This is a genomic window from Metabacillus sp. 84, assembly GCF_050107715.1.
Lineage (GTDB): Bacteria > Bacillota > Bacilli > Bacillales > Bacillaceae > Metabacillus_B.
In genome coordinates, this window is sequence record NZ_JBNILN010000003.1 from 287,227 (window position 1) to 307,191 (window position 19,965).

Genomic DNA, 19,965 nt, shown 5'->3' on the forward strand with positions numbered 1-19,965 from the left:
AATTGATTGTAACTACAGTGATGAGAAACTTTAAAGAAGCGGAAAAAACAGCCTTACGTCTGGCACCTTCTATCAACGGACGGTTTGAGCCGAGAAATAAACAATCCATAGCTTTCATGCTCCATAAGTACCAAAAACCTGTTCTGGTTGTCGGAACCGAGAGAATGGAGCTCTTCACCAGCCCGGATAGTAAACCTTTCTTTTTTCACCCAAACTCTGCCATGTTCAGGGTTAAGCGGCTTATGAAGGGGCAGTCCGACCCGTTTGCACAAGCTGCGGGGTTATCAAGTGGCAAAACCATGCTTGACTGCACGCTTGGCCTAGCCTCCGACAGCATAATCGCCTCCTTCGCAGTAGGTGCTGAAGGAAGGGTCTGCGGACTTGAAAACAATCAGGAAATGGCCGTCATTGTTAAAGAGGGCCTGCAAAACTGGGATACGGGCATCGATGAAATCAACAGGGCGATGAGAAGCGTAAAAGTAGTTCATGCGCATCATACCGGCTTTCTAAAAAACTGTTCTGATTCTTCATTTGATGTCGTCTATTTTGACCCGATGTTTGAAGAACCCATTGATTCTGAGGGAATGACACCGCTAAAACAAATTGCCTTGCATGAAGATCTTGCAGAAGAAGCGGTTTTCGAGGCGCTTAGAGTCGCTAAAGAAAGAGTTGTTCTTAAAGATCACTGGAAAAGCGCCCGTTTTGAAAAATTTGGTTTTATTCAGCTGAAGCGGCGCTCAGCTTCTTTTCATTACGGAGTTATAGAATTGAAGAAATAGGCGGAAACTATGGGCGGAGGTGACAGCCATGTCCAGAAAAAAAGCCGACCCATCCAAAGCCCAGCTTGGATCTCCTGAACCGGAAGGACAGGGAACGACGAATAAAGAGACGGGGAAATCCAGAAGCTCCGCCGTCTCCAAGCCTAAAAATATGTAATGGACAGGGGAGATCCCGCAGATGGAACAGCGCCCGTTCCGCGCAGGGCGCTGTTCATCTGCTGTCAAGGCTTTGCACATTCAGCCCGCAAGTAAAAAAGGATTCGCGTCAAACCTCGGAAGCAAATAAATTGAGCAGAGGTTAAGTAAGCCCGGAACGTAAGCTTCCGGGCTTTAGTCTGTTATTTCCATCATAATCATGTAAAGCAGCGTGAGAAAACTTGCTGAAATAAGCAGGACCTCAAACATGTTGCGCCTCCCCGTGTAGGTAATACATTTATTGTAAAGGAAATGATTGTTTAATTAAAGCGTTTTCCTAACTTTGTTAAGGTGAAGTTCTATAAGCTATGATAAACTAATAGAGAATAAACCTGGGAGAGGGTCAGCATGAACAAATGGCTTAAAAAAACACTCGTAGCGCTTTTTTCCATCGCCACTCTAGGCATGGTTGCACCTCCAGCTTCTCTTATTGCAGAAGAAAAAACAGGCAGCTTATCCGAAACCCTTTCAGAGAACCAATATGACTCGGAATTAAAAGGTCAAGAAGAGCGTGCCCATCAGGAATTTAAAGATTTGGCAAGAGAGCAGACCTATTTAAAATTCGGGGACAGGATCAGACCTGTTATTGAAAGGGAGTTTGACGAGCTCATTCTTCCGAAAATCACGGAAGCTATTGACTGGGAGCTGACTGCCGTAGAATCGGACAGCCTTGTCATCAGTGAAAAGCCGGGAGGGGGAAGAAGTGAAAAAATCTTCCATATATATGATGCCCGGACCGGCAAAGATGTTATACGGTTTCATGTGAGAATCGACCATCCTCCTGGCGAAGGTTTTTGGTTTAATTTTCATTACCATTTAGATAAGGATTCCTTTGAGAAGCATCATGAGCTGGGCAGCATTTATTGGGACCGAAATACTCCGCCCGCTTGGATGACTCATTAAAAGGGGGAAGGGTCAGCCGATGACAAAATATACAATGAGAGAAATGACCTCTATTACTATCCGAATGCTTGATGAGAGAGGAGTCACGCTCTCTGATATAGCAGATATCGTATTCCGTCTCCAGCAAAAATACATACCTGCTCTTACCCATGAGGATTGCGTTTACAACGTTGAACGCGTACTCAGCAAACGGGAAATTGTGCATGCTGTTCTGACGGGACTTGCTCTGGACCAGCTTGCTGAGAAGAAGCTTCTTCCTCAGCCTTTGCAGCATCTTGTTGAAACGGACGAGCCCTTGTACGGAATCGATGAAATCATTCCGCTTTCCATCGTGAATGTGTACGGGTCGATCGGTCTGACAAACTTTGGTTTTCTGGACAAGGAAAAATTCGGGATCATAAAAGAATTGGATGAACATAAAGAAGACCGGGTAAACACGTTTCTTGACGATATTGTGGCCGGACTTGCTGCAGCTGCAGCAAGCAGGATGGCGCACAGAAGCCGCGATAAAGAAGAGGAAGATCAGTCAGAGCAAATGATTGGAAGTTAACAAGGGTTTCTGCTTAACAATAGAGTTATATTCTTGTATAATAGGATAGATATTGCTCGAACCTTAGGAGGTATTGTCGTCACGATGAATGAAGTATTTAATGTATTTGTAGACACGTATGCCCAGTTTTTCAACTGGGAAATGTGGGCCAAAGTGCTTACAGACCCTACCAGCTGGGGGCTGATCCTCACTCTGGTTATTCTTGAAGGTCTGTTATCAGCAGATAATGCCCTTGTGCTTGCAGTTATGGTACGGCCTCTTCCTGAGCATCAAAGGAAAAAAGCCCTGTTTTACGGTTTGATTGGAGCATACCTTTTCCGGTTTATCGCAATCGGAGTCGGAGTCTTTCTCATTAAGTTTTGGTGGGTTAAGCTTATTGGAGCGGCATATCTTGCCTGGCTTGCCATCAAGTATTTTATGGATAAACGGAATGAATCGAATGGGGACGAAGCTGAAGAGGCTGCCAAACTTACTAAAGGCAGTATTTTCACGCGCCTGTTCGGTCAATTCTGGGGAACCGTTGTCGCTATAGAGCTCATGGATATCGCTTTTTCAGTCGACAGTGTGCTCGCAGCGTTCGGAGTAAGTGAGCAAATCTGGGTTCTTCTTCTTGGGGGAATGCTTGGTGTCCTCATGATGAGGGGAATTGCCGGAGTATTTGTTAAACTGATTGAGAAAGTTCCTGAGCTTGAAACAACCGCTTATGTTTTAATCCTGCTCATTTCCATTAAGATGGCCCTGAGTGTCGCTGGTGTTCACATGCCGCACTGGGTATTCTTCGTCTTAATCATCGTTATGTTCGTCGGGACGTTTGTTATTCATAAAATTAATAACGGCCGTCAGGAAAAAACTAATATTTAGCAAAAAAAGACGGGAGCTTCAAGGTCCCGTCTTTTTTTATCTTAACAAGTATAGAAACAGGACGATCAATCCGGTGCTGAATATTCCGTCCGCGACTAGAAAGCGAGAGCTCCCCATGTACTCAATTGTTTTTTCCGCTTCTTCCTTTGAAGGTCTCTTTCGCATGGTGTCACATCCTTGGTGGTTTGATGAATACTATTCATCCTTTACGAATTTGAACACTTCCATACGCTATAATATGTTAAAATGAAGATTCGAATGTTAAGAAAAGGGCGTGACACGATGAAACAATATTTGGATTTATGCCGGCACGTGCTCGAGAAGGGTTCTGTTAAGGGGGACCGCACGGGCACTGGAACGATCAGTACCTTTGGATACCAAATGAGATTTGACTTAAATGAAGGATTTCCGCTGGTAACGACAAAAAAGCTGCATGTTAAGTCGATCGTACACGAGCTTCTCTGGTTCCTGAAGGGGGATACGAATGTATCGTATCTGCAGGAAAACGGCGTTCGGATCTGGAATGAATGGGCGGATGAAAAAGGTGAACTGGGTCCGGTTTATGGAGCGCAATGGCGCTCATGGGCGGGAGCAGCTGGAGAGACGATTGACCAAATCTCAAATGTGGTCCATGACATTAAAAACAACCCGCAATCCAGAAGACTTATTGTGAGTGCATGGAACCCATCTGATATTCCAAACATGGCTCTGCCGCCATGCCACTGTCTTTTCCAATTTTATGTATCAGACGGGAAGCTCTCCTGTCAGCTTTATCAGCGATCAGCCGATGTTTTTTTGGGAGTGCCGTTTAATATAGCATCCTATGCTTTGTTAACGATGATGATGGCTCACACATCAGGGCTTGAATATGGAGAATTTATTCATAGCTTTGGAGACGTACATATTTACCAGAATCATATAGAACAGGTGAAGCTGCAGCTAAGCCGCGATCCGAAGCCTCTCCCGGCGATGAAGCTCAATCCGGAGGTCTCATCGATTTTTGATTTCAAATATGAGGATTTTACGCTTGAAAATTATGAAGCCCATCCTCATATTAAAGGAGCTGTCAGCGTTTGATTTCCTTTATTTTTGCGATGGATCAAGAACAGGCGATAGGCAAAAACAACGACTTGCCCTGGAAGCTGCCTGCCGATTTAGCTCATTTTAAACGTACTACATATGGATCTGCAGTTGTCATGGGCCGAAAAACCTTTGAATCGATGGGCAGCAAACCTCTTCCTGGAAGAAGGAATTTTGTTGTAACCGGAAATCCTGATTTCAAAGCAGAAGGCTGTGAAATCCTGCATACAGTCAAGGAAATCCCCTTGCTTGAAAAAGAGGGAGAGGAATTATTTGTCATCGGCGGAGCGAAAATTTTTGAAGAGATGCTTGTCCACTGCAGTAAAATGTATGTGACTCTCATTCACCATAATTTTGGGGGAGATACGTTTTTCCCGGAATTTGACGAGCGGGAGTGGAGAACGGTTTCCAGGGAAAAAGGAACGAAAGATGCTAAAAACCCGTATGATTACGAGTTTTTGGAGCTTCAGAGAGTGTAGCGTAAACCGTGAATTCCGGCTCATGTTCATAAAAAAGGAAGAAAGTGTAGGATGTAAAGTGCCCAGAGCTTACAGCTCTGGGCACTTTTTTTATATATGACGGGACAGAATCCCCACCCTGCACTTCTAATTACAAGGCCCTCGTGCAACGGTGAGCAGTTGCTTGCCCCTAATAGGAAATCTTTGCACAGCCAAATTAAATACATCAGTCTGCAGGTATAAAAAAAGCCTGGATGAGAAATCCAGGCTTTTAGCTGACTCCATAAATAGTGAATTTAAATAAAAGGCACGTCTACTGCGTAAAACAAAATGCAGAAAAACATGGAAGCACTTCCGCCCAAAACGAAGAGGTGCCATATTGCGTGATGGTAAGGGATTTTCCGCCATACGTAGAAGACGGCACCGACCGTATATAGAATGCCGCCTGTCAGAAGCAGCATAAATCCTTCCATGGAAAGATACTCATAAAGAGGTTTGGCTGCGATGATCACGAGCCAGCCCATCAGAATGTAAAACAGGGTGGAAAGTATGACAAACCGGTCAACGAAAAAGATTTTGAAAATTACCCCTGCGATTGCAAGGCTCCAGATAATAACGAGAAGGGACCATCCAAACGTGCCTCTCAGAGGACCGAGAAGAAGCGGTGTATAGGTACCGGCAATCAGAATGTAAATGGCTGAGTGATCCAATATGGCGAAGATGTGCTTTGCCTTCTTATGCTGGATGCTGTGCAGGAGTGTCGAAAATAAATAAAGCAAAATCATTGAAGCCCCGAATATGGTAAAGCTGACAATGCTGATCGTATCTCCGTACCAGGCGGCAAACAAAATTAAATAAATCAAAGCAGGGATGCTCAGCAAAACCCCTATACCGTGTGTAATCGCGTTGGCGATTTCTTCTTTAATTGAAAATTCCATATGTTCAGCTCCTTTAAATCACAAGATGGGTTTGGAGGGAGTGAAGAAAATCCAAGCCTTCCAGTGTAATCTTCGTTCCGGCCCGGCCGCGCCCTTTTGTCACATAGCCGTGTTTTTCCAGATAGTCCAGTCTGTGCCGCACCTGCTGGGCAGTTAAGGGATGCGGGCTCGTTTTGCTGATTTCAGAAATGATTCTTCTGCTTGCCGGCTCCCCGTTCTCATTTGATATCCGGATCGTCTCCAAAATAAAGGCAAATTCCTGTTTATCCATCAGTGTAAGCGGAAGCGGCGGAGAATCCTTTTCTTTTTTCTTGGTTTTTTTGCCGGGTGTGCCAGGGATGTCATGTACCTGTATGGTCTTTCCGTCTGAAACCGCCAGCATATAATCAATCGTATTTTTCAATTCTCTAATGTTTCCTTCCCACGGCTCTTTCAATAACTTCTCCATAACAGCAGGATGCATCCGGCTGACCTTCCCAGATTTATTTAAGAAGCTCTCAGCAAGAATCGGTATATCGGAACGGCGGTCTCTAAGGGGAGGGATTTGAATGGACAGCACATTAAGGCGGTAATATAGATCTGTCCGGAAATGACCGCTGTCCATCTTATCCATCAGGTTCATGTTAGTTGCCGCGACAATACGCACATCAATCGGGATATTCTTTGTGCCGCTGATCCTGCGTATTTCCTTTTCCTGAAGGACTCTTAAAAGACTTGCCTGGCCTTCAGAGGAAACATCCCCTATTTCATCAAGAAACAGAGTGCCTCCCTCTGCCTGCTCGAAAAGCCCTTTCTTTCCGCCTTTATTCGCGCCTGTAAAGGCACCTGCTTCATACCCGAACAATTCGCTCTCTAAAAGAGCAGGAGGCAGAGCGCTGCAGTTAACGGCTACAAAGGGACCGCTTCTTCTTTTAGAGCCATTGTGAATCGCCTGAGCGAACATTTCTTTGCCAGTGCCGGTTTCTCCCTCGATAAGCACAGGAAGGTCTGATAGAGCGAGTTTCTTGGCTACGGCGATTATTTCCTTAAAAGCGGGGTGATCCCCGATCATTTGATCGAATGTGTATTTTGCTGAGAACCCTTTCTTCTCCCAGGCCGTTTTCGCCTCTTTGTTGATTTCCTCCGCTTTGCTCACGTGACTGATGGCTGCAGTAATCAAGCCGTTTTTTTCATTCCGGTCGATGGCTGTTTCCATTCCGCCGATTCGAAACAGCCCGAGAGGACTGGTCCCTTCATAGATGAAAGCAGCTGCTTCCGGCGGCAGCCCGGCCTGCATAATATGCCTGCCGCAAACATTCTCTTTCGCTATTTGAAAAATTGCTTCACTTGCTGTATTAAATAAGGCAATGGTTCCATCCGGGTGAACTCCTACCAATCCGTCACTGATCTGATTGACTACATTCTGGAGGTTTTCCTCGTTCTTCTTTGCCAGCCGCGCGGCAGCAGAAAGCTTCCTTTGCAGCTGAACTGCTTGCTTCATATGCCGCTCTGTTAAGATCTGAAAAAGGAAAGTCAGATTGAATATACGTGCCAGTTCAAAAATGGTTGGAAAGCCGATCAGACGGACCCCTATATCCAGCTTAGGGAATAAGTGTTTAGGAACGTATTCCATTTCTCCTGGTGAAATGACAAGATCAATCGTTTCATAAAAAGATTTTTCTTTCTGATACGGAACGTAGTTTACATGATTCATTCCCAGTTCGTGTAATTGTTCAATCAGCTGTGCAGCCGTTTCACTCGTATCATTTACAGTTAAAACGTTTGCGCCATCCGGCAATTGAAGAAGTGGCTCAAGGTTCTCTGCGTTAACGGATCTGACGGCAGCAAGGATCTCGTGCTCCCTGCTATCCAGCAGGTGATGGATCTCTTCTTTTACATCCAGCGAAGAAAGCAGAATCACGCCTGCTGACAGCTTATCGGGCAATCCGTTCTCAATTGAAAATGAGTCAATACGGATATAGGGATCGAATAGCCGGGTGAGCTGTTCATGCAGGGCGTTCTTCGTATGATTAGTTCCGGTTATCAGCTGCAGTGTGTTTTTTTTCAATGGCTTTCGCACTCCTATCCATATGTACACTTGCATTATAACACCCAATTGGAACTAAATACACCCAATAAAGATAATTCGCTGAAATGGCTGGTTAATTAGAAGAAAAAAATGGGGGGATGACCAAGTTTTTAAAGGATGACAAAAGAAGGAAGTTATCTTTAGCTTGTGGCATGATTTTTGCTCCTTAATTAACAAACAGTAAGGAGGGATCATCATGATTACCCTAATTAAAAACGGAGAGGTCTATGCACCGGAGTATCTTGGGAAAAAAGATATTTTAGCCGGAGGTGGCAAGATCCTCTGTATGGCAGATGATGCTGAGTCTTTTCCTTCATCTTACATAACTGAAAGCATCGATGCTGAAGGACAGCTTGTCTTTCCGGGATTTATCGATTCGCATGTTCATATTATGGGCGGAGGAGGCGAGGGAGGGTTTAAAACCCGGACTCCTGAGCTCGCCTTAAGCTCAAGCATTGCGGCAGGGGTAACGACCATCGTCGGTGTGATTGGAACAGATGGAGTAACGCGGACGATGAGTTCGCTTCTTGCAAAAGCCAGGGCTCTTGAGGAGGAAGGCATCACCTGCTATGTCCATACGGGGAGCTATCAGATTCCGGTTAAAACACTTACGGGGAAAATTGAAGACGACCTCATACTAATTGATAAAATTATCGGGTGCGGGGAGATTGCGATAAGTGATCACCGATCGTCTCAGCCAACGTGGGAGGAACTTGCTAAAATAGCATCTGCTGCAAGGATCGGGGGGATGCTCGCCGGTAAGGCCGGTATCGTCAACATCCATGTTGGAGATGGGAAAGGGAAACTGGATCTGCTGCTGAAAATTTGCAGGGAAACGGATATCCCGATTAAGACATTTCATCCTACTCACATAAACCGGAACCAGGAATTGTTCCGGTCCGGCATTGATTACGCCAAAAGAGGCGGGTATGTGGACTTCACAACCAGTACGGTACAGCGGTTTCTGGATCAGGGTGAAATGAAATGCAGCAGAGGGCTGAAAATTATGCTGGACGAAAACGTGCCCATTGAACAGATTACTTTTACATCAGATGCCCAGGCGAGTCTCCCGGATTTTAATAAAGAGGGGGAATTGATTGGACTTCAAATCGGAGATATCTCCACGCTCTACCAGGAAGTCAGAGCCGCAATCCTGGAGGAGGGAATACCGGCTGAGCAGGCTCTGCGGGTCATAACCTCCAATCCTGCAGCGATCCTTAAGCTTCCTCATAAAGGAAGGGTTAAAGAAGGTCTTGATGCTGATCTCGTAATAGCCGACAAGGCTACCCTGAAGATTACCGGAGTGCTCTCTAAGGGACGGGTGATGATGAGGGTGGGAGCCATAGCTGTGAAGGGAACGTTTGAATAATTGCTTGATGGAATGAAAAGAGAAGGTGGGTTGAAATCGGCAGGAACCTGGCCATCATCCGCTGCAGCTTACGTAAAACTTGTCATGGCTGAGTAGGTTCTGCCATTAAGACTGCACGCAAGTAATCCACAAAGAAGACTGTTAAAAAGATGCCGGAAACTCAGGCATCTTTTTTCAACTGCATCCCGTAACGCTCTATATGGATGGATCCTCAAGTTGGTGCATCACACTTTTTAGCTGATCGGGCTGTTCAAAATCCTCTGCTTTCCAATGCTCTTCAATCCAGGCAATCATTTCTTCCTTTGTATTAAAACCTTTGCCGCTCGTATCGGCATTCCGGACCATGTAACGGTTCAGGTCGCTGTCAGCTTCAATCAGACATGGGATAGCGCTTGATTTGCTTTTTAGCAAGTATTCCATTTACGCTCCTCCTTATTTTATTATTCTGTATTGTTCTGCATGTATCTGTGCCTTGCTCCGCCAGGAGAGAATTCACGAAAGTGCCCCGAAACCTTAGAAAGGTTAGCGCGGCTTGATGGACAGTGGTTGGAAGCGGACGGATAAAATAAAACGTAACAGTAAACAATTTTCCCGATTTTGATGGGAATCAACCGCGAATTGTCTAAAACGACTTTTAATTTAGAATATTCGTGATATAATGGCAAATTAAATAGAGTAAATAAGGAAAGGAATTTTGCCATGAAGCCTTTAACTGCCCCCAGCAAACGATCAGCGGTTCATGTGGAATCGATTCTTAAGGCCCATCATCTTTTAAAGGATGTAGTCATTCATACTCCCCTTCAGTATAACAGGCAGCTCTCGGAGCATTATCAGTGCAATGTATACTTGAAAAGAGAAGACCTTCAGCTCGTACGATCCTTTAAAATCAGAGGAGCTTATAATAAAATCAAATCTCTCAGCACGGAAGAATTAGTAAATGGAATCGTCTGCGCAAGTGCGGGCAATCATGCTCAGGGGGTGGCGTACTCATGTGAAGCACTTGGCATTAAAGGGAAAATTTTTATGCCGAGCACGACGCCAAGACAAAAGGTGAATCAGGTTGAAAAATTCGCAAAAGGAAGCGCTGAAATTATTTTGTGCGGAGATACGTTTGATGATTCCTATCACGAAGCAGTAAAATGCTGTAAGGAAGAAGGCCGGTCGTTTATACATCCCTTTGATGATGAAGAGGTGATTGCAGGCCAGGGAACAGTTGCGGTTGAAATTTTAAATGATAGTGATGTTCCTGTGGATTTTGTTTTCGCAAGCTTCGGCGGTGGCGGACTCATTTCCGGTATTGGTACATATTTTCAGGCAGTTTCTCCGAAAACGAAAATTATGGCGGTGGAGCCTGAAGGAGCAGCTTCATTTACTCAGGCTAAAGCAGCGGGTGAAGTCGTGACACTAAAGGAGATCAGCAAATTCATCGATGGAGCCGCCGTAAAGAGAGTCGGAGAGAAAACGTTTGACATTGCGAGCACATGCTGCCACGACACCGTTTTAGTTCCCGATGGAAAAGTATGCAGTTCTATACTCGGGCTGTATAATGACAACGCCATCGTTGCGGAACCTGCCGGAGCCCTGCCAATAGCAGCGCTCGATTTTTGCCGGGATCAGATTAAAGGAAAAAATGTGGTTTGTGTCGTAAGCGGAGGGAATAATGATATTGGAAGAATGCAGGAAATTAAAGAAAAATCGATGATCTATGAAGGGCTGCAGCATTATTTCATTGTGAACTTTCCACAGCGTGCAGGGGCTTTAAGAGAATTTCTTCACGATGTTCTGGGCCCGAATGATGACATCAACCGGTTTGAGTACACAAAAAAGAATAACAAAGAGAACGGTCCGGCCCTTGTGGGAATCGAACTTAAGGATAAAAAGGATTACCCTGCTCTTATTTCAAAAATGGATGTGAAAGGATTTCAGTACACAGAAGTGATTAAAGATGAACAGCTGTTTAATTTATTGATCTGACTGGGGGCCTTGCGGATGTGCGGCAGATTTACACAAACATTTGACGAAACCATTTTTGATTATTTCCCAGTTTCCAACCACTCGGAACTTGCTATTCAAGCCACTTTTAATGCTGCACCTTCCCAGGCTGTTCTGGCCGTGGCAGGAAAAGAGGGTCAATATAAAGCGGGGCAATTACACTGGGGGCTCGTCCCGTTTTGGTCTAAGTCTAAAAAAGGAACGGGCATCATAAATGCCCGTGCTGAAACTGTGGCGGAAAAGCCGAGCTTCAGGCACCTGATCGGGAGTAAAAGATGTCTGATTTTAGCAGACAGTTTTTATGAATGGGAAAGAACAGATAAAGGGAAGGTGCCTTTCCGGTTTATGCTGCAATCGGAGCAGCCTTTTGCCTTCGCTGGCCTTTGGGACAGGTGGCAGGCTAATGGGAAGGAACTAATTACATGCACCATCATAACGACTGAGGCAAATCAGCTGGTAAGGGAGGTGCATGACAGGATGCCGGTGATGCTGGATGCTTCTGCAGCATACCACTGGCTCGATGATGCGCCGGATGAAGCCCTTGGCAGATTGCTTCCTTATGATTCTGAAAAAATGATGAAATACGAGGTCACGGCTAAAGTGAATTCTCCTGCTTATAACGAAGCGGAATGCACGCAACCGGTCTGAAAAATTTTTGGCAGCCAAGCACATTATGACAGACTTCGATAGGGAAATGAAGTATAATAAAGGAAACGGGTGAAAAAGAGGATTGATATTTTTGCTATTCAAAAGCCTAGAGTTCAAACGGATGGATGGACAGAAGGTAAAGGTTATTGAGATTCCGGTAATGGGAAAGGATCAAAGATATGCATTTCTCATTCAGGCCAGACTGCAGGCATACTTAACACGGCTATATGCAGAGCCTGAACCGAAAAGCGTCTATTCATTCCGGGAATATCTCAAAAAAGTGTTAAAATGGCCGGATTATGAAGCAATCTTTCAATCTGAAATTCTTCAGAACAATGCTTAGAGAGATCCTCGCGGGTCTCTCTTTTCTCTGTTAATTTGCTTATTTTTATTGAAACCATTTGCACAATCTGTATAATACTTCTTAATGAGAGAGATAGGGAAGTGACATTGTGAAGAAAATTGTAATTGTAACAGATTCAACGACAGACCTTGATCAAAGCTTAATTGATAAACATCATATAGAAGTGATTCCATTGACTATTCATATTGATGGAGAGACCTACACGGACGGAGTAGATATTACGCCCGAAATCTTTATGAAAAAGATGGCAAAGTCTTCAGAGCTGCCTAAAAGCTCCCAGCCTGCAGTAGGAAAGTTTGTTGAGACCTATCAGGGACTTTTGCAAAAAGCAGATCAGATTATCTCCATCCATTTAACTTCAGGAATGAGCGGGACATTTCAGACAGCAGAGAGTGCGGCAGAAATGGCAGGGGGAGATATAACCGTTATTGATTCTCAATTTATCTCCAAAGCCCTTGGTTTTCAGGTGCTGGAGGCTGCAAAAATGGCTGAAAATGGATTTTCAAAAGAAGAAATACTGAACCGTATTCAACAAATAAAGGAAGCAACAAAGCTTTTTGTCACGGTAGACACGCTTGACAATCTTGTTAAAGGCGGCAGGATCGGCAGAGGAAAAGCGATGATCGGGTCCTTGCTTAACATTAAGCCAATCGCAAGCCTTCAGGACGGCGTTTATACACCAGTTGCAAAAGTCCGCAGCCATTCACAAATCGTGAAATATCTGGCTAAGCAGTTTGCAGACGATGTTAAAGGCAAAACGGCCAAAGCAATTGGAATTGCGCATGCGGATGCATCCGAATTGGCCCATAATCTAAAAGATGCCTTGCTTCAAGTGCGCCCGGACCTGCCGATTGATATTTCCTTTACGACACCTGTCGTTTCCACTCACACGGGACCTGGTGCCATTGGTTTTATGTATTACACAGAATAAACTTAGTGAGAAGGATGTGGGTTCCTCTGAACAAAGCTGGTGTCATATGGATTGCCGTCCTCGTCGTCCTTATATCAGGCTGCGCCCGGGCATCCTCCGGGTATTCATCGATTTCCTCCGTTGAGGATTTTGAGTATACAGACCAGGAAGGCCGTCCTTTTGGACTGGAAGAGTTAAAGGGAAGCGTCTGGATCGCTGATTTTATCTTTACTAGCTGTGAGACCGTATGTCCTCCAATGACCGCCCATATGAAAAAATTCCAAGATATGGCGGATGAGGAGAAAATACCTGTTGAAATTGTATCGTTCAGCGTTGATCCGGAAGTTGATTCGCCATCCCGGTTGAAAGAATTTGGACAGAAATTTGGAACATCCTTTCAAAATTGGCATTTCCTTACCGGTTATTCGCAAGAGGAAATTGAAGATTTCTCTTTAAAGAGCTTTAAGGCTCTTGTAAAAAAGCCCGAAAACGAAGATCAGGTGATTCACGGCACCTCCTTTTATCTCATCGATAAAGAAGGAGAGGTTGTAAAAACCTACAGCGGTATCGAAAAAACCCCCTACAAAGAAATATTGGATGATGCAAAGAGGCTGCAGCAGCAATAATCACTGCATGCCTCTTTTTGTTAGACACAGTGTTAGCTTTAGTGCCTCATTTATTTCGAGCAAAACTATTGAAAAACAAAGGGTTCTATCGTTATGCTTATAACATAAACTACGTGTAAAAAGAGGAGGGACTCAAATGAAAATGAAAAAATATTTGATTTTGTTTGCTGCATGTCTGGTCCCTCTAGCAGGGTGCAATCAATTTTCTTTTCAGACCGAAGAGCCCGCCGCTAAGAAAGCGACGGTCAAAAGGGCTGAAAAACCGTTGAAAGAAGTGCAGCAAGGTGACATTACCATTACAGGAGTCGGGGATTCCCTTACAGCGGGAATAGGCGACGACACTAGAAACGGCGGTTATGTTGGAGTCGTAAAAAACAAATTAATGAATTTGAGATCAACAAAGAATGTGGCGGTCAACAATTATGCGGTCCATGGAAACCTGACCACAGATTTGCTTATAAAATTAGATAGTCCAGAAGTGCAGGAGTCGATCAAAAAATCGGATATTATTCTTCTTACTATCGGCGGAAACGACATCATGAAGGTTCTTAAGGAAAATATATTTGATTTAACGCTCGAGCCATTTAAGGAAGAACAAAGCGCATATGAAGAGCGTATGTCCGAGATTCTGGAGACAATCCGAACCCTTAATCCTGACGCGAAAATTATCTATTCAGGATTGTATAATCCATTTAAATTCGCGCTTCCCGAACTTTCTGAGATCGATCTCGTCGTGGCTGACTGGAACAAAGCTGCCAGATCGCTGCTCGAAGAAGACGAAAATGCAGTATATGTTCCAGTATCGGATATTTATCAAAGAGAAAACGAAAACCTCCTATATGATGATGCGTTTCATCCGAATAAAGAGGGGTATTCATTAATCGGAGAAAGAGTATTTGATGCCATTGTTGAAAGAGATAATCCCGCTTAGGAGGTTACGTATGAGGAAGTGGAAATGGGCATTTCTTATTCTGCTGGTCCTGAATGCTGCAGCTATCGCTATAGCTGCCAGTTTGATTCTCTCCCCTGGCGACAGGCAGACAGCCCCCACACAGAAAGATATAAAGGAAGGAAAAGCGGTTCAGCTGAATGTAGGAATTAAAAAAGAGCAGCTGAATGTCCTGATCGACCATTATTTAAAGGAAGAATTAAATGCTGATCAGTATAATTACAAAGTATATTTGGATGACAAAGTATATTTTACAGGCTCGATAAAAGCATTCGGCAAAACGATCGATGCGAAAATGACGTTTCAGCCTCTGATAAAAAAAGATGGGAATGTAAGACTGGTGGTGGAGGATCTGTCAATCGGCCAGCTTAATATACCTGTATCAGCCGTTTTAAATTACATCAATACTTCTTATAAGCTTCCGGAATTCGTACAAATTGATGAAGGAAATCACTCGATTGATGTCGATTTGACCGAAATTGAATTAAGCAGCAATTATCGGGCCAGAGCAGATCAGTTTGATTTGAAAAACGATGTCATACGCTTCGACCTGTTTGTTCCTTTAAACTAGAGTGGGATTGGCTGCAGCTGAATTCTGAAATTTTATCATGCCTGATTATCCATGAAAAATCAGGTATACGGGTTGACGAAATAAGTCCATTGCCTGATAATATTTATCTAAGATGTAAATTTTCTATGAAGAAATTTACAAAATATTAATATTTACTATGATCATGATGAAGCACATTTTTGATTTTAAGCACGCAACATTGCAGCAGATGCCTGGGAACTCCTGCGGAAGCGGCGGGATATGTGCGGCGCCGTTAGGCTAAACCGTTATTTGATTAACGAATGCCGCAGCCATAGTCAGCGGCTAACATAAACAGAACGGGATCATACATGCAAAGAAGGCTCCCTTTGCAGATAAAGTAAATCAGGATGGAGGATATGCATGGATCAGAGAAAATACATACTGGGCAGCGTAATCTTTCTATTGGCTGGATTGTATTTCGCAGGTATAGCGGGGATTCAGTTCATGGATGAAAAAGTGGAAGAAAATATGGACATTGTCTTTACTAATATTGCATACAGTGCTTTGTTTTTTTGTATAACGGTCTATCTTCTGCATTTGAAAGATGAAAAAACAAATCGAACCAACGGAAAATGAGAAGGCGACTGCAGCCTTCTCATTTTTTATGTTCAGGAAAAAGCAGGAATAGAAGCGTTATGCGGCCAGCAGGAAGATGATGAATAGAGAAATGCTCAATTTTTTCGTGAAACGCATGGCAGCTCCTCCTTTTAAGTAAGAATAGAATGGAAGATTTCTTCTTCTATCTTAGTAAAAATCAGAGCATGAATGGATGACTTAACCTAATTATTAGATAAACTTTACAAAATTAACCCGGGATTTACATTCGCTCTTTCTCTTACCCCTTTACAAGCAGGGCTTCCAGCGGAGGATTGCCGTTTGCGAATCCAAGTGCAAAGATCGTATAGGCTGTATCAGCTTTAAACTGTACTTTCGGCACGTCGAGTGCCACTGTATCTGTTCCGGCAATTCTCACCTCAAGATCGACTTTGCCTGCAGGGACACTCTGATACTTAGTTGAAGTCATAAAGGAGACATTTGGAAATAAAACATCTCCATTTTTAACAGCAACATCGACAGCTGGCGCATCAGGTGATAAATGAACGAATTTAACCTTTGTTTCGCCAGCTGAAACAAACGGCCGGTCTACGATTGGGAATAGTTTTAATTTTGCCAATGGACCGGTAGCAGCAAGTGTGTAAGTAATGCCGGGCATAAGAAGGATGTTTTCAGAAAGAACAGCAGAAGTTTGATTGCCTGCAGGAAAAATATCGATCCGGTACTGTCCTCCCGGTACCTGCATATAATCGCTGATTTGCCTGTAAGAGACATTCGAAAGCACCAGCCTGCGATTAACATATACATCTACTGCCGGTGCGTCAGGTGAAGCGTGAAGAACACGGATCATGGTCATTCCCGGACTGATGCCTGAAGGATTCTGACTTTGTCCGCCGGCTCTTGACTGCAGTGCATTCTGCAAGGCTTGGAGATGCTTTTGATAATACATGATGTACAGCCTGGGATTGCGGTATTTGTAATAGCATGCGTACATGTCATAGACCATTGCCTGCCACAAGCTGTTTTGATCATTCGCCAATAGTAAACACCCCATTCTTATAATCTGGACAAACATAACATTATTATGTTAACAAAGACGAGAAATACTTCTCTATTCACTTATATGATGTTTGATCAGATTTCATTAAGGAAAAAAATAGATAGGAAGAGGAGGATGATTATGAAACGATATGAATTGACAAAACAGAACCATACCATCACATATATTGATGAAGGAGTAGGGGATCCGGTTATTTTCATCCACGGCTTTTGCGGAAGTGCCGATTATTGGAAATATATCATTCCTGAACTGTCTGAAAAACATCGTGTGTTAGCCATCAACCTCAGGGGACATGGGGGCTCCAGCACTCTCAAGGAGAGCTATGGAGTGGAAGAAATGGCGGATGACATCAAACTTGTAATGGACGACTTATCCATACAGGAAGCTTCCGTCTTCGGCCACTCTCTTGGAGGCTATACTGCACTGGCTTTTGCAGAAAAATATCCTGAACGTCTATCATCCTTCGGTCTGATCCACTCTACGGGATTTGCAGATGATGATGAAGGGAAGAAAGCCAGGGAAGCCGGAATGAAAAAAATTGAAGCGGAAGGGGTCAGGCCTTTTATAGACCAGCTTGTTCCTAAACTATTTGCAGAGGAACACCGGACAGGAGAAGAAGCGGACTTTGCCAGACGGATAGGATATCAAACTCCGGTTACAGGTGCCATTGGCTCTCTTGAAGCCATGAAAAAACGCCCTGACCGCCGGATGGTCCTGGAAACTTCAAGTGTACCCGTATTGCTTGTAGCTGGAGATAAGGACGGGGTCGTCCCTCCGGAAAAAACGTTTACGGCAAAAGGCCCTCACATATACCAGTCTCTGCTGAAAGGGGCAGGTCATATGGGAATGCTTGAGTCAGCGGACCAAATGGTGTATGTATTAAAAGATTTTCTTGAAAATTTCGTTCACCCTAAACCGAAAGAATAAAGGGCTGTATAAAATGTCCAGCGGAAAACCCCCGGCAGCACGTCAAACCGGGGGTTATCTGTATAAAAGGGGAGATAACGTTAAAACGGTGTACGTCCCCTACTGGTATTTTCCCGGATGGCTTTGAGCGAACTTGACAAAGGATACCTCATCCTCAATCAGTCCGCATGATCCGCATTGCACGCGTCTCTCAGTCCCTTTGTAGGGAAGATGGAAAGGATCAAGGGAGGATGAATTGTATTCTTCCATGATTTCACCAGTCTGAGGATTTAATTTTACCGCTTGGGGATGCTGCTCTAAAATGTGATACCGGGAACGGTTTGTCTTGCAATTCGGGCATAAATAAGGTGAAGACAAAGTAACACCTCCAGCTTGGGATATTTTTAGCTTCTCTCCTGCTGAAACTTTTATACCCCTTTATCCGAAGTCAGCCATCCGGACCATGGACAGGCCGGTCAAACTGAAACAGTATCATAACCTGAATGGAAAAATGCCCCCGACTCTATTTTGCGGGGGCATAGCTATATTAATTATTGGAAGCGGCACTCTCTTGTTTTTGCTGTTCATCTTCTTCCTGAATCGCTTCGTCTTTATTGCTTGTTCGCAATGGGATCTGCTTGAGGAATAAAGTGAGGACAAATCCCAGGGCAATGACTGCCGAGCAGATAAGGAAAACAATAGACAATCCTGACTCAAGGGAGTCCCGGACCATTTCAACCGTTTTTGTAATCACGTCCCGAAAATCTGCAGGAACAGAATTCATTATTTGATCTACCTTAGCCTGATCCATTAAAGCCTGGGGATTCATAAGACCTTGTAGCTTTTCGGCTGGAAATCCGGCCGGAACATCAGGCTTGTCCGCATGATGCATGCTGTTGTTCAGAACAAGTCCCATAATGGCTACACCCACGGTTCCGCCGGTTTGTCTGAACAGCTGGGATGATGCGGTTGCCACCCCGAGGTATTGATGACCGACTGCATTTTGAACCGTCAGCGTGAAAATTGGGAAGCTCATTCCAAGCCCCGCTCCTACTATGACATTATTCACGACAGCAAGTAGGACCGGCGTGTTTTCATTCATAAGCGACAGGGAGAGCATGCCGCCTGCCATAACCGCAAGGCCCGCCAGCGCAAACACCTTGTATCTTCCTGTTTTTGTAATGAGTGCTCCTGTGATGCTGCTTGCAGCAACCATAGAGAGGGTCATGGGCATCATAATCAGGCCGGAAGCTGCTGCGGATACCCCCATTACTCCCTGAATGAAAAACGGCACATACATAACAGCGCCAAACATTCCCACTCCTAAAATGAATCCGACCAGGTTTGAAAGAGTAAAAATGTTGTTGCGGAAAAGCTCCAATGGGAGCACGGGACTTTTTGATTTTTTTTCTGCAAAAATAAAAAGCACCAAGGATAATAATGTCAAAGCAAATAAGCCGAGAATCTGTATAGAACCCCAATCATATGTTGTTCCAGCCCACGTGAAAGCAAGAAGAAGGGGAACGATTACCGCTGTAAGTAAAATAGAACCTAGATAGTCCACAGATTCTGTCTGTTTCTTATCCGCACTGGGAAACAAGGCAAGAATGCATATAAAAGCAAGAATTCCGAATGGGAGGAAAACCCAGAAAACCCACTGCCAGTTTGCGTTATCTACAATCCAGCCTCCCAAAGTAGGACCGAATACACTGGCAAGCCCGAACACCGAACTTAACAGTCCCTGCCAGCGGCCGCGTTCCCTCGGTGAAAAAAGATCGCCGACTGCAGTAAAGGATGTAGACATGATCATCCCGCCTCCAAAGCCTTGTATCCCTCGGAAAATAACGAGCTGAATCATAGTCTCAGAAAAACCGGCCATAAGCGAACCCGCCATAAACACACCGATCCCAATCAAAATAAATGGTTTTCTTCCATAAATATCAGATAGCTTTCCGACAAGAACGGCCGTGATGCTTGAAGTCAGCATAAAGATTGTGAAAACCCAGCTGTAATACTCAAAACCTCCAAGTTCAGCCACGATTTTTGGCAAAGCCGTGCCGACAATCGTTTGGTTAAGTGCAGCAAAAAGCATCGCTGCCATAATGGCAATCATAATCGTAACTTTCTTGCGCTGATCTAGATGTTCCATTCTTTACCTCCTC

General features: G+C 44.3%; 24 protein-coding genes. 17 read left to right on the top strand and 7 right to left on the bottom strand.

Annotated features, from left to right (window positions below; all coding sequences use genetic code 11):
* The first annotated feature begins 2 nt into the window (after positions 1 to 2).
* The 5 genes from ACQCV8_RS08215 to ACQCV8_RS08235 all read left to right on the top strand — a co-directional run bounded on the left by ACQCV8_RS08215 (position 3) and on the right by ACQCV8_RS08235 (position 3,288).
* Positions 3 to 779, top strand: a complete 777-nt coding sequence (locus tag ACQCV8_RS08215) for a class I SAM-dependent methyltransferase (RefSeq protein ID WP_426844091.1) — start codon at positions 3 to 5, stop codon at positions 777 to 779.
* A gap of 28 nt (positions 780 to 807) precedes the next feature.
* Positions 808 to 936 (top strand): YuzL family protein, encoded by a 129-nt coding sequence (locus ACQCV8_RS08220; RefSeq protein ID WP_426844092.1) that lies wholly within the window; start codon positions 808 to 810, stop codon positions 934 to 936.
* Positions 937 to 1,322: 386 nt separating this feature from the next.
* Positions 1,323 to 1,877, top strand: coding sequence for a YpjP family protein (locus ACQCV8_RS08225; RefSeq protein WP_426844093.1), 555 nt, complete (start codon positions 1,323 to 1,325; stop codon positions 1,875 to 1,877).
* A gap of 19 nt (positions 1,878 to 1,896) precedes the next feature.
* Complete coding sequence (locus ACQCV8_RS08230) at positions 1,897 to 2,427, top strand: phosphatidylglycerophosphatase A family protein (protein WP_426844094.1); 531 nt, start codon at positions 1,897 to 1,899, stop codon at positions 2,425 to 2,427.
* 84 nt (positions 2,428 to 2,511) lie between these two features.
* Positions 2,512 to 3,288 carry a TerC family protein gene (locus ACQCV8_RS08235; RefSeq protein ID WP_426844095.1) on the top strand — a complete coding sequence of 259 codons (777 nt, stop codon included), beginning with the start codon at positions 2,512 to 2,514 and terminating at the stop codon, positions 3,286 to 3,288.
* A gap of 36 nt (positions 3,289 to 3,324) precedes the next feature.
* Here the strand turns inward: ACQCV8_RS08235 and ACQCV8_RS08240 are convergent, their stop codons facing one another.
* Complete coding sequence (locus ACQCV8_RS08240) at positions 3,325 to 3,453, bottom strand: hypothetical protein (protein ID WP_426844096.1); 129 nt, start codon at positions 3,451 to 3,453, stop codon at positions 3,325 to 3,327.
* A gap of 117 nt (positions 3,454 to 3,570) precedes the next feature.
* Here ACQCV8_RS08240 and ACQCV8_RS08245 point away from each other — a divergent pair, with 117 nt between their 5' ends.
* Together ACQCV8_RS08245 and ACQCV8_RS08250 are read left to right on the top strand one after the other, a co-directional pair.
* Positions 3,571 to 4,365: a thymidylate synthase gene (locus tag ACQCV8_RS08245; RefSeq protein WP_426844098.1), complete on the top strand. Its 795-nt coding sequence runs from the start codon at positions 3,571 to 3,573 to the stop codon at positions 4,363 to 4,365.
* Positions 4,362 to 4,847: a dihydrofolate reductase gene (locus tag ACQCV8_RS08250; RefSeq protein WP_426844099.1), complete on the top strand. Its 486-nt coding sequence runs from the start codon at positions 4,362 to 4,364 to the stop codon at positions 4,845 to 4,847. The genes ACQCV8_RS08245 and ACQCV8_RS08250 overlap by 4 nt, the downstream gene beginning before the upstream one ends.
* 275 nt (positions 4,848 to 5,122) lie before the next feature.
* Here the strand turns inward: ACQCV8_RS08250 and trhA are convergent, their stop codons facing one another.
* Entirely contained in the window at positions 5,123 to 5,764 is a 642-nt protein-coding gene (gene trhA / locus ACQCV8_RS08255; protein WP_426844100.1) for a PAQR family membrane homeostasis protein TrhA, read from the bottom strand.
* Positions 5,765 to 5,777: 13 nt separating this feature from the next.
* Positions 5,778 to 7,811 (bottom strand): sigma 54-interacting transcriptional regulator, encoded by a 2,034-nt coding sequence (locus ACQCV8_RS08260; protein WP_426844101.1) that lies wholly within the window; start codon positions 7,809 to 7,811, stop codon positions 5,778 to 5,780.
* A 217-nt stretch (positions 7,812 to 8,028) separates the two neighbouring features.
* On the opposite strand from ACQCV8_RS08260, the gene iadA reads away from it, so the two are divergent.
* Complete coding sequence (gene iadA, locus ACQCV8_RS08265; RefSeq protein WP_426844103.1) at positions 8,029 to 9,201, top strand: beta-aspartyl-peptidase; 1,173 nt, start codon at positions 8,029 to 8,031, stop codon at positions 9,199 to 9,201.
* A 195-nt stretch (positions 9,202 to 9,396) separates the two neighbouring features.
* Here the strand turns inward: iadA and ACQCV8_RS08270 are convergent, their stop codons facing one another.
* Entirely contained in the window at positions 9,397 to 9,621 is a 225-nt protein-coding gene (locus ACQCV8_RS08270) for a hypothetical protein (protein WP_426844104.1), read from the bottom strand.
* Between the two features lie 279 nt (positions 9,622 to 9,900).
* On the opposite strand from ACQCV8_RS08270, the gene ilvA reads away from it, so the two are divergent.
* The 8 genes from ilvA (at position 9,901) to ypmT (ending at position 15,858) form a co-directional block, all read left to right on the top strand.
* Positions 9,901 to 11,175: a threonine ammonia-lyase IlvA gene (gene ilvA, locus ACQCV8_RS08275; protein WP_426844105.1), complete on the top strand. Its 1,275-nt coding sequence runs from the start codon at positions 9,901 to 9,903 to the stop codon at positions 11,173 to 11,175.
* 15 nt (positions 11,176 to 11,190) lie between these two features.
* Positions 11,191 to 11,841: an SOS response-associated peptidase gene (locus tag ACQCV8_RS08280; protein ID WP_426844106.1), complete on the top strand. Its 651-nt coding sequence runs from the start codon at positions 11,191 to 11,193 to the stop codon at positions 11,839 to 11,841.
* A gap of 91 nt (positions 11,842 to 11,932) precedes the next feature.
* Positions 11,933 to 12,184, top strand: a complete 252-nt coding sequence (locus ACQCV8_RS08285) for a DUF2535 family protein (protein ID WP_426844107.1) — start codon at positions 11,933 to 11,935, stop codon at positions 12,182 to 12,184.
* A gap of 109 nt (positions 12,185 to 12,293) precedes the next feature.
* Positions 12,294 to 13,136, top strand: a complete 843-nt coding sequence (locus tag ACQCV8_RS08290; protein ID WP_426844108.1) for a DegV family protein — start codon at positions 12,294 to 12,296, stop codon at positions 13,134 to 13,136.
* A 14-nt stretch (positions 13,137 to 13,150) separates the two neighbouring features.
* Positions 13,151 to 13,741 (top strand): SCO family protein, encoded by a 591-nt coding sequence (locus ACQCV8_RS08295; RefSeq protein WP_426844109.1) that lies wholly within the window; start codon positions 13,151 to 13,153, stop codon positions 13,739 to 13,741.
* 136 nt (positions 13,742 to 13,877) lie between these two features.
* The gene (locus tag ACQCV8_RS08300; RefSeq protein ID WP_426844110.1) at positions 13,878 to 14,672 is read left to right on the top strand and encodes an SGNH/GDSL hydrolase family protein; all 795 of its coding nucleotides are present in this window, start codon (positions 13,878 to 13,880) and stop codon (positions 14,670 to 14,672) included.
* A gap of 10 nt (positions 14,673 to 14,682) precedes the next feature.
* Positions 14,683 to 15,261, top strand: a complete 579-nt coding sequence (locus tag ACQCV8_RS08305; protein WP_426844111.1) for a YpmS family protein — start codon at positions 14,683 to 14,685, stop codon at positions 15,259 to 15,261.
* Between the two features lie 381 nt (positions 15,262 to 15,642).
* A complete protein-coding gene (gene ypmT, locus ACQCV8_RS08310) occupies positions 15,643 to 15,858 on the top strand; it encodes a protein YpmT (RefSeq protein ID WP_426844112.1) in 216 nt (71 codons plus the stop codon).
* A 259-nt stretch (positions 15,859 to 16,117) separates the two neighbouring features.
* Here ypmT and ACQCV8_RS08315 read toward each other — a convergent pair whose 3' ends face one another.
* Entirely contained in the window at positions 16,118 to 16,876 is a 759-nt protein-coding gene (locus ACQCV8_RS08315) for a DUF4397 domain-containing protein (RefSeq protein ID WP_426844113.1), read from the bottom strand.
* A gap of 141 nt (positions 16,877 to 17,017) precedes the next feature.
* On the opposite strand from ACQCV8_RS08315, the gene ACQCV8_RS08320 reads away from it, so the two are divergent.
* The gene (locus tag ACQCV8_RS08320) at positions 17,018 to 17,824 is read left to right on the top strand and encodes an alpha/beta fold hydrolase (RefSeq protein WP_426844114.1); all 807 of its coding nucleotides are present in this window, start codon (positions 17,018 to 17,020) and stop codon (positions 17,822 to 17,824) included.
* A 99-nt stretch (positions 17,825 to 17,923) separates the two neighbouring features.
* Here the strand turns inward: ACQCV8_RS08320 and ACQCV8_RS08325 are convergent, their stop codons facing one another.
* Positions 17,924 to 18,181, bottom strand: coding sequence for a DNA alkylation repair protein (locus ACQCV8_RS08325; protein WP_426844115.1), 258 nt, complete (start codon positions 18,179 to 18,181; stop codon positions 17,924 to 17,926).
* A 169-nt stretch (positions 18,182 to 18,350) separates the two neighbouring features.
* Entirely contained in the window at positions 18,351 to 19,952 is a 1,602-nt protein-coding gene (locus tag ACQCV8_RS08330) for an MDR family MFS transporter (RefSeq protein ID WP_426844116.1), read from the bottom strand.
* Between the last annotated feature and the right edge of the window lie 13 nt (positions 19,953 to 19,965).